Here is a 15,303-nt window from a genome sequence, read left to right on the forward strand (position 1 = left end):
GGGTGGTCGAGGGCTAAATCATCTAACCACTGACGGTTCTTTTGTGCTATTTCCATTATATTTAGTCGTTAGTTATTAGGTATTAGTCGTTAGTGGTTAGTTATTAGTTAATTGCCAAATCTTTTTAGGCGTAGGGCGTTGCCAATAACGCTTACTGAACTGAAGCTCATTGCTAAAGCCCCTAACATAGGCGATAATAGAATGCCAAAAACGGGATAGAGCGCGCCAGCAGCTACAGGTATACCTATAACGTTATAGACAAGGGCAAAGAAGAGGTTTTCGCGTATGTTCTTCACTACTGCCTTACTCAGCTTTTTAGCCTTTACAATGCCACTGAGGTCGCCTTTTACTAAGGTAATAGGGGCACTTTCGATAGCTATATCAGTGCCTGTACCCATAGCTATACCTACATCGGCTTGGGCTAAAGCGGGGGCATCATTAATACCATCGCCTGCCATTGCTACTACCTTGCCTTGTGCTTGTAGGCGTTTTACTTCTTCTTGTTTGTCTTGTGGCAACATACCCGCGCGGTAGTCGGTAAGCCCTATTTGGCGGGCTATAGCAGCAGCAGTAAGCTCATTATCGCCCGTAAGCATTATTATATGTACGCCTACTTGCTGCAATGCGCGCAATGCTTGAGCGGTGGTATCCTTTAGCTTATCGGCTATCGCCACTGCTCCTATCACTTCGCGGTCGGTAGCCAACAGCGAAAGGGTATATCCTTCTGATTGACGGGCACGTAGGCTATGGCGAATCTCTTCGCTTATAGGGGCACCTATCTCTTCTATCAGTCGTTCGTTGCCAAAGTAGTACGACACTCCAGCGTGGTTAGCTCGTACCCCTTTCCCTGTTAAGGCTTCAAAATCGGTGAAGGGTAAGGGGGTAACTCCTTGTGATTGGGCGTAAGCATTGGTAGCTTTGGCTAAAGGGTGTTCGCTTTGCTGGTTGAGTCCGTAGAGCAAGGGTAACCATTCCTTTTCAGTAAGACTGCCAAAACTCATTACTTTAGCTACCGTAGGCTTGCCCTCAGTTAGGGTACCAGTCTTATCGATGACTAAAGTATCTACTTTGTTCATACGCTCTAACGCTTCGGCATCTTTGATGAGGATACCGTTTTGCGCACCTTTGCCTATCCCTACCATTACCGACATAGGGGTGGCTAAGCCTAAGGCACAAGGGCAAGCGATAATAAGCACGGCAATGGCATTGAGCAGTGCATATACATAAGCATTCTCGCCACCGAAAACTGCCCACACTACAAAGGTAAGTACTGCAATGGCGATAACTATAGGCACGAAGTAAGCGGCTATCTTATCGGCTAATTTCTGTATAGGGGCACGGCTCTGGCTTGCTTCTTGCACGCGGGCTACTATCTGTGCGAGTAGCGTGTCGGATCCGACCTTATCAGCCCGCATCACAAACGACTGTGTGCCGTTGAGAGTACCTGCCGATACGCGGTTGCCCACTTGCTTTTCTACCGGTATGGCTTCACCGGTAATCATACTCTCATCTACAGTAGCATAACCCTCTGTCAGCACACCATCTACGGGGAGCTTTTCGCCTGGTTTCACTCTTAGCAGGTCGCCTATATGAACCTCTTCAATAGGGACTTCTATCTCGTTGCCTTCTACTATCTTAGTAGCTTTGCGAGGGGCTAAATCTAATAGCAACCTGATAGCGGCTTGGGTGCGTGTGTGAGCATTGGCCTCGAGTACTTGTCCTAATAATACCAAGGTTAAGATGACAGTAGCCGCCTCGAAGTAGAGATGCACGCTGCCGTGCGCTTTAAAGGCATCGGGGAAGAGGTTAGGGAAAAAGAGTCCTACCACACTAAAGCCCCACGCTACGCCTGCCCCTATACCGATAAGGGTAAACATATTGAAGTGCAGTGTTTTAAGGCTGCGCCACGCCCGCACAAACAGAAAGCCGCAGAAGTAGAACACTACTGGCAGCGAAAGGACAAACTGCACCCAGTTCCAGGCACTGAGGGGCATTAGTTTGTAAAGCGGATTATTGTGCCACATACCGCTCATCGCTATCACAAAGATAGGCAGCGTAAAGGCAATAGCCCCCCAGAGCTTGCGCTGTAGGTTATCGTCTTTAGGAGCTTCTAAGCTCACCAAATCCATACCACAAACGGGACAAGCACCAGGGTGGTCGTACGTTTTATCGCCCTCGCAACGCATAGGGCAGTAATACACCACCTTAGTGTGAGGGTCTGTAGTTTTTATAGAGGGGGGAGTCGTCGGCTTATGCTGGTGCGCTTTGTCATCGCTCTCGCCTTCTTCGCCTTCTGCTGCAAGGCTGTAATGAGTGCCTTCTAAGGCTTTTTGTAAGGTTTGTAAGGGCACCTCAGCAGTGCTTTCTATTCTTGCTGTAGCCGAAGCCAAATCTACTTGTACCGCTGTAACGCCTGCTACTGCTGAAAGCCTATCGCTAACGGTAGTAACACAACCCATACAGCCCATTCCTTTTACTTTATAAGAGGTTGTCATAATATATTATTGAATTATTTAGAGCGACAAAGGTACAAAATAAATTTGAATTATAAAGTAGTAAATTTTTACAGAGTGAAGTTATGAAGTATATTTTTAAGCTCTTCTTTGCCTGTGCGTCCCTCATATTGCACTATGGCTCTATTCCACCACGCACTATTGGAAAAAAGCTACTGTTTTCTTTGATATTTTTCTTTAATATTTTTTATTAACTCTTCTGCCCTTTTTTTCTCAATACCAATTGCTGAAGCAAGACAATTAAGTAATTCTTTATATTTTTCTATATCTCCTCCTTTTTCAACAAACTCTTTACATTTCTCAATATATTTTTCCTCTTTATTTGTCAGAGGAAAAGAAAGTGTTAATTCTGCCAACTCTTCTAATTGATTAGCTCTCTCAGAACTAATATTATAAATTTCTTGCAAACTTTGTAATATAAATTGTTTTTGAGTAGAAATAGTTTTCTTATTCTTATTTTCTAATAAGCATAAACTTCTAAAAACAGATTTTATAAAAAACCAACAATTTCCTCTAGATTCTTTAAAAACTAATGCTTTTATTGTATTAAAATCTTTTATATATTTCTCTTCATTATTCATTGATAAATAACTACTTTCTATTTTTATTCCTTTTTGAAAGAAAAATCTATATAAATAATATATTAATCCTAAAAGAAAAAGAAAAACAAAAAGAAAAAGAGAAATCATATAAACACTTTCAATTCTAATAAACTTATTATATCCATCGCAATTTCTTACTAATATTTCAGAAAATAAATACCCAACATGAAATATCATAGCAACTAACGAGATTTTTAAACTAACTTGACCAATTAAAATATTGACTTTAGAAGGAGAAAACTTACCTGCTTTAGTTCTTAGTAGATTATTATCAAATTCTATTTCATTATGTCTTAATGTTCCCATTCTATAATAAATGGGAAATTTCAGTTTTTTTTCATAATTAACAATAGCTCTCTCGCAAAGTTCATATTGAGCTTTTGAACCTTTAAACATATAAATCCACAACATAGAGAATATAGCACTAATACCACATAAAGCAATACATAATAAATTCATCCCCATTGAAAAAGGTCTTTCTTTAAATAACTCATATAATAAAATACCATACCCAGTAAAACACAATATCAAAAAAGGAGCTAAAAACACACCTTTTTGCCATAAGTTATTAATTTCTAAATCTCTACATCTATAAAGATTTTCTAAGATTATTTTTTGTTTTTCAAACTCTTCGTTCATAATTATTCTTTTAATTATATTTTTTCTATAATTCCAAAACTATTAGCTCATCTATTCCTAAGACGATAGCTAAGCGATTAAGCAATCGGCATTCAACTTCTTAAAAACTCTCCTTTCACAATGTGTTCCTATACTCTTCACTGCAAAAAAAGATTTTCTCTTTTCAAGCGGCAAATGTAAAACATTTCTTAATAAAACCCTAATTTACTATCAATTTTAACACTCAAGAACAGCAATTTTTGTTATAATATCCTTTATTCAATTTTATTTCATTACTTTTGCCTTGTAAATCAGCAATTAATATGAAGTATATCCTTAGCTTTATGGCTCTTTGGTTGGTGGCGTGTCAGTCGGCTAACCCTTATGAGGACAAAACTCTTGCTTTAGTACCTCTGAAAACTTTCCCGCTGCCCAAAATTAGTGTGCGCGCTATGCAGTTGCTCTCTGATAAAAACGTAGCTTTCGCGGGTTCTGACGCTTCTTTTGGCTTTATCAATACTCAAAACCATACTATCGCCCTCTCTGACCTCAAAAACAAAGGGGTTATCTCTGACTTTCGTTCGGTAGCCGCTACCTCCGATCGCTTTTTTATGCTTTCTATAGGTACTCCTGCCATACTCTATAGGGCTGAACCCAGCGGTATGACGGAGGTATTTCGCGATGACCACCCTTTGGCTTTCTACGATAGTATGCACTTCCTAAACGACCAGTTTGGCATAGCGGTAGGCGACCCTATAGACAGCCGTATGCAGGTGCTCGTTACCCACAACGGTGGTAAAACATGGGCAAAACGCACTTGGTCGCAAACTCCTAAACTGGCAGAGGGCGAGGCTATTTTTGCAGCCAGCAATTCGGCTATTGCGTATATCGACAAAAAGCTATGGGTAGTAACAGGGGGCAGTGCGAGTCGTATTTTTTCTTCTGAAGACCAAGCACATAGCTGGACAGAGGTAGCCCTGCCTTTAGCACAGGGGGCTCCTACTAAAGGGGCTTTTAGCGTGGCTTTCTACGACTCTAAACACGGTATAGTGATGGGGGGCAACTACGAGCAACCCGCTGACCGCAATGGCACAGGGGCTATTACTGATGACGGTGGCAAAACGTGGCAACCGCTAACTGCTGATAGTTCTTTTGGCTATGTTAGCTGTGCGAAGTACGTGCCTAATAGCAAGGGTTATGCCTTAGTAGCTTGCTCGCCTAACGGACTTTATTACTCTACTGACCGAGGCTATCATTGGCAACGCCTCAGCGCTGAGGTCTATCACGCTCTTTTATTCATCAATGAGCAAACCCTTATCGCCTCTGGTGACGAAAAGATTAGTATTTTTAGAGTGGTTAGTAATTAGTCGTTAGTGATTAGTCGTTAGTCGTTAGAATAGATTATAAAAAAGCGTCTGCCTAAGAGAAAGTTCTTTTAGGCAGACGCTTTTGTGATTTGTCAATTTGCTAATTGGCTAATTGGCTAATTATTATGTTGTGAGCATTGGTTATAAAGTTCGCGCCAAGCGGCTCCTCTTTTCTTCATTACATTTTCGAGGTATTCCTTCCACACGAGTTTGTCTTTATCTTCATCTTTTACGATAGCTCCTTGCAAGCCCGATGCCAAATCTTCATCGGTAACCACTCCCGTACCAAAGCTACCTGCCAGCGCCATACTGTTTGTAATAAGCGAAATAGCTTCGGCAGTAGAGATTACTCCACTAGGCGATTTCAGCTTCTGCTTCTCATCGAGGGTAGCCCCTTTGCGCAATTCGCGGAAGATAGTTACAATCTTCTCTATTGCCTCAGCCGACGGTTGTTGTGCCTTTAGTTTGTAGTTATTAGAGATTTCGGCTACCCGCTTGGTTACTATCGAAACTTCGGTTTCGAGAGTCGCTGGGGCAGGCAATACTATGATGTTAAAACGCCTTTTGAGGGCAGACGACATATCGTTTACACCACGGTCGCGGGTATTGGCAGTGGCAATAATTGAAAAACCGCGCTGAGCAGGTAGTTCTTGGCTAAGCTCTGGTATAGCGATAGTCTTTTCAGAAAGAATAGAGATAAGCGCATCTTGCACCTCAGAGGCACAACGCGAAATCTCTTCAAAACGTGCTACCGAACCTGTCTCCATTGCCCTATAAATAGGCGATTTGAGCAGTGCCTCATTAGAGGGACCATTAGCCAATAGCATAGCGTAGTTCCACGAATAGCGTATATGCTCTTCGCTTGTACCCGCAGTACCCTGAATCACCTTGCCTGAGTCGCCACTGATAGCGGCTGTTAGGTTTTCTGACAACCACGATTTAGCGGTACCAGGTTCGCCAATAAGCAATAGCGAACGATCGGTTAGCAGGGTAGCGATAGCAATCTCTACCAAGCGGTTATGCCCTATATATTTAGGCGTAATAGTTACTCCGCTGGCAGTACCACCGGTTACAAACTTAAGCACCGCCTTAGGCGATAGCTGCCACCCTATGGGTTTTTCTTCTTTTTTGTCTTCTTCCTTAAGGGCTTCTAACTCATTAGCATAGAGTTTTTCAGCCGGAAGGCGTAATACATTTGACATAGCTTTTTGATTTGCCGATTTGTCAATTTGCTGATTTGTCAATTAACTCATTACAAATTAATTCATTGCAAATTGACTAATTAGCTAATTGATGTTTCGTTTTTATTGTTCCTATTATTTTGTTGATAATCCTAATAATACTTAATAATTCTGTTTTCTCATTTTCAGTATTAGGATAAGTTGGAGAGTACAAACATAAATCTAACCAATACATCGTTTCTTCTGCTTCTTTAGCAGCAATTTTGAGTTTATGAACAAAATCAGACTCACTTTCTGCATTTTGAGCTTCTCTGACATTTGCGCCAATAGAGGTAGCAGACCTTAGCAATTGATTAGATATGGCAAACTTCTTTCTCTCATCTAAAACATTACAAAGTTCAATTGCCATAAGTGAAAATTGAAATGTTTTATCTACAATCAAATTAGGTTTTTCCATAAAATTAATTGGTTAATTTGTCGATTTGTCGATTTGTCAATTTGTGAATGAGTTAATTGACAAATCGACTAATTGACTAATCTGCAAAGGCGTGTTTGTAGCCTTTTTGCTTGTTCCACGCGCCACGAGTGAAGTCTGGGATTTGTACAGGAGCACTGCCATTCTCTAACGATAGCTTAGAAAGAGGCGATAAACAGCACCACTCTGCTAGGTCATACACGTCCATATCAAGTGGCAAACCATTGCGCAAGCAGTAGATAAGACGGTAGTCCATTATGAAGTCCATACCTCCGTGTCCGCCTACTTCTTTGGCTTTAGCTTCTAACTCTTTAAGAATGCGTGGTTTGTATTTTTCCATTAAGGCTTTTTTAGCACTATCAGGCATAAAGCTGTGTGCTGATAGGTTTTCGTGGTCAGGTACTATATCCTTATCTACGTTTTCAGGTTGTAGCAAATAGCCTGATATAGGATATTTATTAGCAAAACCTTTAGTACCTGTAAGTTGGTACATACGAGAGTAAGGGCGTGGGGTTACCACATCGTGCTGTATCTGTATAGTTTTACCTTTTTCGGTCTTAATCATTGTGATAGTAAGGTCGCCGTTTTGGAAATCAGCACCGTCTTTGCCTGTTACGCGTTTCATCACTTCTCTGCCGCGGAAAGGGTCGGTATCAAACGATACTAAGTAGTTCATCTTATCGCCACGGTGAATGTTAAGCGCTTGGCATACAGGACCTATACCGTGAGTAGGATATACATCACCACGGTTTTTGAAGTTGTAGTCTAAACGCCAATTGTTCCAGTAGTAAGACCAAAACTCATCGAGGTTATGGATGTAAGAACCCTCGCCGTGAATTACCTCGCCCAACAACCCTTGTTGTGCCATATTGAGGGTAGTAATTTCGAAATAGTCATACACACAGTTTTCGAGCATCATACAGTGCAAGCGTGTTTTTTCGCTCATATCAATAAGCGCCCAAATCTCTTTCATATCAAGAGCGGCAGGCACTTCTATAGCTACGTGTTTGCCGTGTTGCATAGCGTAGAGCGCCATTGGGGTGTGGTGCTTCCAGTCGGTTACGATATACACAAGATCAATGTCTTTGCGCTCGCAAAGTTCTTTCCAAGCGTCTTCGCTACCGGTGTACTGAGGCACGCGTTTTAGTCCCGCCTTATCAAGCACTTTTTGGGCTTTTTCTACCATCTCTGGACGTATGTCGCAAAGAGCAGCGATTTTAGCCCCCGGCACGTGTATGTAACGCTCTACCGCACCATGTCCGCGCATACCCAAGCCTATGATACCCACTCGCACGGTGTCGAGCTTAGGGGTTACAAGGTTGAGCACATCGGTCTGACCTTTAGCGCGTTTAGGCACTTTTACTTTAATAGTTTTGTTGTACTTAGTTTTAGTTGATTTTTGCTGAGCACTAACAGCTGTAAAGCTGAAAGACAATACGATGCTAAAAAGCATCCATAACATTTTTCTCATCATAGTTTATGATATTTTAGAGGTTAATTATCTGCCCGCAAAGGTAATCTTTTTTTCATTAGCAACCAAAAAAAATTGCTAATTTGTCGATTAGTAAATTTGCCAATTAGTAGATTTGCCAATTAGTAGATTTGTCAATTAGTAGATTAGCTAAATCTTCTGTTTTATGTATGCTGGTTAGATGTTTATCATTCGGTCATCCTTCGCTCATCCTTCGCTCATCTTATATCTAAAGTAATGGGAAGGCTGGGAAGGCTGGGAGGGCTGGGAAATTAGAAAATTAGCAAATTTGAAAATTAGCAAATTTGAAAATTGGCTAATTGACAAATCAACAAATTGGCAAATTGGCAAATTGGCAAATTATCACTACCTTTGCCGAATGAAACACATTACACAAAAATGAAACACATTACACAAAAATTAGCTGAGCGCGCGGCTCACAATGCGCTACGCAGCCTACAGCAGCGCCATTTCTCCATTGATTTCTACTCTAACGACTATATAGGTTTTAGCACTGATGTCGCTATCAGTCGCCGTATACAAGCGCTGGCAAATAGCGACCTCGCTCACGGTTCTACAGGCTCGCGTTTGCTGTCGGGCAATCTGCCTATTTTTGGCGAAACCGAACAGTATATCGCTGATTTTCAACACGCTGAAGCTGCCCTTCTGTACAATTCTGGCTACGATGCCAATGTAGGTTTCTTCTCTTGCATAGTAGGGCGCGGCGATGTGATACTATACGACAGCTATAGTCACGCTTCTATTCGCGACGGCATCTCGCTGAGCTTAGCCAACGCCTATAAGTTCAAACACAACGATTTAGAAGACCTCGAAAAGTTGCTCAAAAAATTTGCTACCGACCAACGCACGGTGCTGATCGCTACCGAAACGGTCTTTTCGATGGACGGCGACAGTCCGGATTTGCGGCGCTTGGTGGCCTTAGCCCAGCGGTACGAAGCTTATGTGGCGGTAGACGAGGCGCACGCCATAGGGGTATTTGGCCCAAACGGCAGCGGACTTATACAGGCTTTGGGGTTAGAGAACGATATTTTTGCGCGCATCGTTACTTTTGGCAAGGGGTTGGGCGCTCACGGAGCTGCCGTAGTAGCCTCGGCAGAGGTGGTGCAGTACTTGGTAAACTTCTCGCGCTCGTTTATCTACACTACCGCTATGAGTCCGCACAGTGTTGCCACCATACGCGCGGGCTACGAACAGCTATCGCAAACGGAGGCAATCAGTCAGCTTCACAGCCATATTAGTTACTTCAAAACACAAATAGCCCAACAGCAGCTGCAAGGTTTTATCGCTTCGGATTCGGCTATACAGGCGATGGTAGTCCCTGGTAATGAGCGCGTAAAAGCCCTTGCGGCTCAACTACAAGCGCAGGGTATAGGCGTGCTGCCTATCTTAGCCCCTACCGTGCCGGCTGGAGAAGAGCGCCTACGCATCTGCCTGCACAGCTTTAACACCGAAGAAGAGATTAAAAAATTAGTAAATTTGCTAACGGACAAATTTGCTAATTGACAAATTATTCGTACCTTTGCCGCTGTCTAAAAAAAACTCATTACTACGAAAAAATTAAGAAAAATATTAGTCCGTGGACTCTTAGGGCTGCTCCTGCTATTGCTGTTAGTAGGAGGGGCTTTATCGCTGCCTATAGTGCAAACCTACATAGCCCAAAAAGCAGTAGCTTACCTCAATAAAGACTTCGATATAGACCTAAATATCAGCAAGATACACCTGAAGATAAACGGACAGGTAGCCCTGAAAGAGGTGCTGATACGCGACCATAAGCAAGATTCGCTTATCTATGCCGAGCGCCTCAATACTTCTATCTTAAACTTCAAACAGCTTATCGATGGTAACCTCTACTTTGGCGATATAGAGGCTGAGAACTTGCTTTTCAATATGAAAACCCACAAGGGCGACACCCTTTCGAACCTTGATGTTTTCGTTAATAAGTTTGATTCGGGCGAACCCAGTTCGGGCAAGTTTATAATGAAAGCCAAATCAATTGAGCTTGTCGATAGCCGTTGCTACATCAGCGATGAGAACAATGCTGACCCCTCGCTGCTGAAGATAGACCACCTAAACGCCACTGTTACTGACTTTCTGATACGCGGCAGCAACATATCGCTGTCGCTGCCCTCTTCAAACTTTGTATATAATCGTCAGCTAAAGGTAGACAATATGACTACCCCCTACTTCGCTTATACCGATACGGTGATGCAAGCCGACAAGCTACAGCTACAACTCACCCCCGACACTGACCTCTATGCTGACCTGAAAATGTACCCCCACAAAGGCAGTTATGGCGACTTTGTGAATAAGGTAGTCTTTGACGCTCAGGTACATAAAGGGACTATTAACACTACCCACCTCAACACGTTCTACAATGGGTTTTCGCCTAATCGCATTATCGCTCTTAAAGAGGTAGCAATGAAAGGTACCCTAAACGATTTTACCCTTCCGAAGGGCGAGATAAGTTACCAAAACACTCTCATCAGGGGCGAATTGAGCTTTCAGAACCTGCTTGCCGACAACCGCAATATCATAGTGATAGGCAAAGAGGTGTATGCTGAGACTATTTACAACGATTTGGCGTACTTGATGCCTACCGTTTTAGGTGAAAATATCCCTGCGGAACTTCAAAAGCTGGGTATGTGTTCGCTTACAGGCGATTTCGCTTATAAAACCACCTCGCTACTCACCAACTTACAGCTAAAAACAGCTGAAGGTGAAGCCCATATCGACGGCTTTTTAGACGACCTAACGCATACTGACCAAACGACTTTCAAAGGCACCCTCGTAACCGACCAGCTACATTTGGGCAGGCTTTTAGACGACCATAGTGTGGGGGCACTCACTGCTAACCTAACGGTACGCGGGCAGGGTTTTGACATAAACACTATGCAGCTTTATGCCAATGGCGATATTCATTCCTTAGGCTATAACGGCTATAATTATAAGCATATCAACATAAATGGGGAACTGAAAAAGCAAGTATTCAACGGCAAGATTGACGCACGCGACCCTAACCTAACGATGAAATTTAGTGGGCTAGCAGACCTTTCGCACGCCGCTACTAAATTCGACTTTCAGGCAGATATAGCCATAGCCGACTTGCACGCTTTGAAGTTTATAGAGATGGATAGCATTTCGCAGTTCTGTGGCAAGGTGATTATTGACATTGAGGGCAACCAATTAGACGATATAGTAGGCAAAATAGCCTTTAAAAACACGCATTACATCAATTCAGCAGGCGATTTCAACTTCAAAGACTTTGAGGTACACTCGACTCTGACCAATGGAGTGAAAGAAATCAGTATTAATTCGCCCGACATTGTTAGCGGTAATCTGAAAGGAAACTTCCGCTTAGCTGAAATGAAGAAAATGATGCAGAACGCTGTGGGGAGTATGTATGCCCACTACAAACCATATAAGATTGAGCCTAACCAATACGTTGATTTTCACTTTAATATCTACAACAAAATAGTAGAGGTATTCGTGCCTAAAGTGAAAATAGGGAGCAATACTTTTATCAATGGGAATATAGATGCTGACAACACGAATTTCAAGCTGCAGATGAAGTCGCCAAGCATTAATGCTTACGATAATCAGATAGACAGCCTAAGCCTTGAGATAGACAATAAGAACCCGCTGTACAACACCTTTTTAGAGGTGAAAAAAGTTGATTTTGGCGTGTATGCTATTCAGGATTTCAACCTGATTAATACCACTGTGAAAGATACGCTTTTCTTCCGCACCGAGTTTAAAGGAGGCGAATCGGGGAAAGATAACTATGAGCTGAATTTCTTTCATACTTTGAACCAGAAACAAGAGTCTGTTATTGGTATCAAAAAGTCGTTAGTGAACTTTAAAGGCAATGCGTGGTACATCAATCGTGAAAACGAAATGAACGAGTACAACAAACTTGTACTCAATCGTACTGCCGATAGCTTGCGGATAAGCAACTTCAAGATGGCGCACCAAAACCAATATATGAACCTCAGCGGATTGGTGACTACTAACGACTATAAAAACCTGCATTTGGTAGCCCATAACGTAGCCTTAGACAAGGTTATGCCCGAAATGAAAGGGCTCGACCTAACGGGTACCCTCAACGGTAATATATCGCTTACCCAAAAAGGGAAACTATACTACCCTTCTGCTGACCTTTTTGTGCAGTATTTTAAGCTAAACGGCTATGACTACGGCGATTTGGAAGTAAATATCTTTGGTAATAATGACCTTTCGTCTTTCGATGTAAATGCTTTCTTCTCCAACGGGCGCTCCTTAGGTTTTGCTACGCGTGGAAAGATAAACTTAGACAGCAAGAAAGGTACGCTCTTAGACCTAAAAGCCTACTTCCAAGACTTTGCGCTCTCGCCTTTCAATCCTTTTGTAGAAGGTATTTTCTACGACCTGCGGGGTAAGATGAGCGGATTAGTAAACATAAAAGGTAGCATAACCGACCCGCTGATGGACGGTACCCTTACCCTACAAGAGGCAGGGGCTGGCATCAGCTACTTAAACCTCAATGCTGACATAAACGACGGCGCTAAGATAAAGGTAAACAACAAAACCTTTGATATAGACAACTGGCAACTGACCGATACCGCCTATAATACCCAAGCTACCCTAAATGGTTCTATCAGGCATAACCGCCTACTCGATTGGTTTTTAGACCTGAAGCTACAGACCCTCGGCAAACGCTTTATGGTGCTTAACACCCAATATACTGACGATGCTCTTTTCTACGGCACCGCTTTTATGAATGGGGCTGCTACTATAAAAGGGGCTTTAGACGAGATAGCTATAAATGTAAATGCTAAGACCGAAGAGGGTACTTCGTTCAAAATACCACTAAGCGATACCGAGAGCGTAGGCGATGATTCCTTTATCACTTTCGTAGAAAAAGGAGATAAAAAGGTAAAAGTGCAACGCGATTTAGAGTCGATTAAAGGGTTAGAGCTCAATTTTGAATTAGACGTACAGCCTACTGCCGAGGTAGAGATAGTGATGGATAAAAAAACAGGTAGCAACCTTGTAGGGCGCGGGGCTGGTACGCTACTTATCGAAATCAACACTAACGGCAAGTTTAATATGTGGGGTGACTTTATCACCTATTCGGGCTTCTACAATTTCAAGTACGAGAATATTATAGACAAGCGTTTCACAGTGCTACCTGGGGGCTCTATCTCTTGGAGTGGCGACCCACTGATGGCTACCCTCCGCGACCTGAAAGCTGCCTATAACCTAACCGCTAACCCCAGCACTCTGTTGGAGAGTACACAATACAACCGAAAGATTAATACCCAAGTGGTTATTAAACTCGGTGGCGAACTGATGCACCCCGAAACTGTATTTGATATTACCTTCCCTGATAGCAGCCCGAGTTTGGTATCAGAGCTCAACTACAAACTCGAAGACCAAGACCGCAAACAGCTACAAGCCTTTTCGCTCTTGGCACAGGGGTCGTTTATGAGCGAAAAGAATACGGATAACCGTTTAGTAGCCTATAATCTGTTTGAAACAGCTGCTGGGCTATTCAACCAACTACTATCTGACGAAGATAACAAACTCAACTTAGGGGTATCGTACGAGGCGGGCATCAATGATAGTTCCTCAGACATTAACAGCGACCGATTAGGCTTTACCGTCTCTACCCAAATAACCGATTGGGCGAGCGTAAATGCTAAAGTAGGAATACCTGTTGGGGGGGTAAGCCGTACAGCTGTAGCGGGTAATGTAGAGGTACTCTTTAGGCTCAACCCCGATGGTAGTCTGACAGCTAAGATTTTCAACCGCGAAAACGAATGGCAACAATATATGTTAGACCGCATAGGGTATGCCCAAGGGGTTGGTCTTACCTACACCGTTGATTTCAATACCTTCAAAGGGCTTATGTATAAAATCTTTGGAACGAAGAAAAAATAACAATTAAACAGAGAATATTATGAAGAAAATGTTATTACTTTTGGGTAGTGTATTAGCAATAAGCACTGCCTCAGCACAAGCCTTCAGAAAAGGAGATGTGCAATTAAACGGAGGTTTAGGCTTCTCGGATATCAGTGCAATGATTTACGGAGGGGTTGATTTTGGCATCAGCAAGCAAGTATCTTTAGGAGGCGAACTCTTCTACCGCGGTACGAGTAAGGAAGATATAGAATACAGCAATATAGGCATACTATTCACCAGCAACTTCCATTTTGCTCAGTATATACGCGTCCCCTCTAACTTAGACCTTTACGGAGGATTGAGCTTAGGGTACTACAACTGGGCACATACCTCTAAATATCGCTGGTTAAAGCCTTATTACGATTCAGGTGTAGCGCTATGCCTACAGTCTGGTGCTCGTTGGTTCTTCACCCAAAACTTCGGGGTAAATGCAGAATGGTTCTTAGACCACAATTCTTTCGCTGACTTAGGGCTCAAATTAGGGGTTACCTATAAGTTTAAATAACACATTATATAAATTAGAGAATTAGCAAATTAGTGAATGATTACACTCACTAACTTGCTATTTTTTTTGATAGTATATCCTGAAAAGGCTAAGCTCATTCCAGCTATACCGCTCTTCGGTTGCCTCTATAATGCTTTTTAGCGAACTATAGTCTTCTGTTTTGTCAAACAGAGCCGTAAGTTCTGTTATAGCTTGTGCTGAGAGCAACTCTGTTATCAAATCTTCAGGTAGCTTTCCTTGCTCGATGAGTTTTTCTAAATGATTATAGATAGTGCGCTGGGTAAACATACGCGCTTCGGCTATCTCGGCTACACGCTTGCCCTCTTGCCATAAACGCAAAGTCTCATCATAAGTAGTAGGTTTTTCTTGCTTTATGATAGGAGCTTCCTCTGGGGTCGTTTCAACAAATAGCTGTTCTTTCTCAAGTCGCTTTTGGGCGCGTTCTTGTAACTCTATGCGTAGCTCTTGCAGCTTATCATTATGAATACCATCCTTAGTTAGCGGCTTGCCCAAACGTATTAGGCGGGTTATCTGTGACAGCCTAAAAAGGTGCTTCAACACCCCCGATAGGGTATCACTTAGCTGATTAAGCTCTTGGCTAAACTCTTTC

Annotated in this window: 10 protein-coding genes; 4 read left to right on the top strand and 6 right to left on the bottom strand. The window is 42.6% G+C overall.

Going from position 1 to position 15,303, the window contains the following annotated elements; genetic code table 11:
• Positions 1 to 107: 107 nt before the first annotated feature.
• Both HMPREF9074_RS01680 and HMPREF9074_RS01685 read right to left on the bottom strand, forming a co-directional pair.
• Positions 108 to 2,495, bottom strand: coding sequence for a heavy metal translocating P-type ATPase (locus HMPREF9074_RS01680; RefSeq protein ID WP_009388682.1), 2,388 nt, complete (start codon positions 2,493 to 2,495; stop codon positions 108 to 110).
• A 170-nt stretch (positions 2,496 to 2,665) separates the two neighbouring features.
• Positions 2,666 to 3,754 (bottom strand): RipA family octameric membrane protein, encoded by a 1,089-nt coding sequence (locus HMPREF9074_RS01685; RefSeq protein WP_009388684.1) that lies wholly within the window; start codon positions 3,752 to 3,754, stop codon positions 2,666 to 2,668.
• A 302-nt stretch (positions 3,755 to 4,056) separates the two neighbouring features.
• On the opposite strand from HMPREF9074_RS01685, the gene HMPREF9074_RS01690 reads away from it, so the two are divergent.
• Entirely contained in the window at positions 4,057 to 5,100 is a 1,044-nt protein-coding gene (locus HMPREF9074_RS01690; RefSeq protein ID WP_009388686.1) for a WD40/YVTN/BNR-like repeat-containing protein, read from the top strand.
• Positions 5,101 to 5,216: 116 nt separating this feature from the next.
• On the opposite strand, the gene HMPREF9074_RS01695 is transcribed toward HMPREF9074_RS01690, so the two are convergent.
• The 3 genes from HMPREF9074_RS01695 to HMPREF9074_RS01705 form a co-directional block, all read right to left on the bottom strand.
• Positions 5,217 to 6,302: an ATP-binding protein gene (locus HMPREF9074_RS01695; RefSeq protein ID WP_034539530.1), complete on the bottom strand. Its 1,086-nt coding sequence runs from the start codon at positions 6,300 to 6,302 to the stop codon at positions 5,217 to 5,219.
• A 76-nt stretch (positions 6,303 to 6,378) separates the two neighbouring features.
• Positions 6,379 to 6,738: a four helix bundle protein gene (locus tag HMPREF9074_RS01700; RefSeq protein ID WP_009388690.1), complete on the bottom strand. Its 360-nt coding sequence runs from the start codon at positions 6,736 to 6,738 to the stop codon at positions 6,379 to 6,381.
• A 76-nt stretch (positions 6,739 to 6,814) separates the two neighbouring features.
• Positions 6,815 to 8,230: a Gfo/Idh/MocA family protein gene (locus HMPREF9074_RS01705; protein ID WP_009388693.1), complete on the bottom strand. Its 1,416-nt coding sequence runs from the start codon at positions 8,228 to 8,230 to the stop codon at positions 6,815 to 6,817.
• A gap of 396 nt (positions 8,231 to 8,626) precedes the next feature.
• Here HMPREF9074_RS01705 and HMPREF9074_RS01710 point away from each other — a divergent pair, with 396 nt between their 5' ends.
• The 3 genes from HMPREF9074_RS01710 (at position 8,627) to HMPREF9074_RS01720 (ending at position 14,693) form a co-directional block, all read left to right on the top strand.
• Positions 8,627 to 9,751 carry an aminotransferase class I/II-fold pyridoxal phosphate-dependent enzyme gene (locus HMPREF9074_RS01710; RefSeq protein ID WP_009388698.1) on the top strand — a complete coding sequence of 375 codons (1,125 nt, stop codon included), beginning with the start codon at positions 8,627 to 8,629 and terminating at the stop codon, positions 9,749 to 9,751.
• Between the two features lie 93 nt (positions 9,752 to 9,844).
• Positions 9,845 to 14,167, top strand: a complete 4,323-nt coding sequence (locus tag HMPREF9074_RS01715) for a translocation/assembly module TamB domain-containing protein (RefSeq protein ID WP_034539506.1) — start codon at positions 9,845 to 9,847, stop codon at positions 14,165 to 14,167.
• Positions 14,168 to 14,186: 19 nt separating this feature from the next.
• Positions 14,187 to 14,693: an outer membrane beta-barrel protein gene (locus tag HMPREF9074_RS01720; RefSeq protein ID WP_009388702.1), complete on the top strand. Its 507-nt coding sequence runs from the start codon at positions 14,187 to 14,189 to the stop codon at positions 14,691 to 14,693.
• Positions 14,694 to 14,750: 57 nt separating this feature from the next.
• On the opposite strand, the gene HMPREF9074_RS01725 is transcribed toward HMPREF9074_RS01720, so the two are convergent.
• Positions 14,751 to 15,303, bottom strand: a 553-nt coding sequence (locus HMPREF9074_RS01725) for a helix-turn-helix domain-containing protein (RefSeq protein WP_034539508.1), incomplete at its 5' end; no start/stop codon positions are given.

It is taken from the genome of Capnocytophaga sp. oral taxon 329 str. F0087, from assembly GCF_000213295.2.
Taxonomy (GTDB): Bacteria; Bacteroidota; Bacteroidia; order Flavobacteriales; family Flavobacteriaceae; genus Capnocytophaga; species Capnocytophaga leadbetteri_A.

Bases quoted from the DNA above. Each gene is read 5' to 3' on its own strand.
- HMPREF9074_RS01680 (WP_009388682.1), bottom strand. From the start codon at position 2,495: ATGACAACCTCTTATAAAGTAAAAGGAATGGGCTGTATGGGTTGTGTT.
- HMPREF9074_RS01685 (WP_009388684.1), bottom strand. From the start codon at position 3,754: ATGAACGAAGAGTTTGAAAAACAAAAAATAATCTTAGAAAATCTTTAT.
- HMPREF9074_RS01690 (WP_009388686.1), top strand. From the start codon at position 4,057: ATGAAGTATATCCTTAGCTTTATGGCTCTTTGGTTGGTGGCGTGTCAG.
- HMPREF9074_RS01695 (WP_034539530.1), bottom strand. From the start codon at position 6,302: ATGTCAAATGTATTACGCCTTCCGGCTGAAAAACTCTATGCTAATGAG.
- HMPREF9074_RS01700 (WP_009388690.1), bottom strand. From the start codon at position 6,738: ATGGAAAAACCTAATTTGATTGTAGATAAAACATTTCAATTTTCACTT.
- HMPREF9074_RS01705 (WP_009388693.1), bottom strand. From the start codon at position 8,230: ATGATGAGAAAAATGTTATGGATGCTTTTTAGCATCGTATTGTCTTTC.
- HMPREF9074_RS01710 (WP_009388698.1), top strand. From the start codon at position 8,627: ATGAAACACATTACACAAAAATTAGCTGAGCGCGCGGCTCACAATGCG.
- HMPREF9074_RS01720 (WP_009388702.1), top strand. From the start codon at position 14,187: ATGAAGAAAATGTTATTACTTTTGGGTAGTGTATTAGCAATAAGCACT.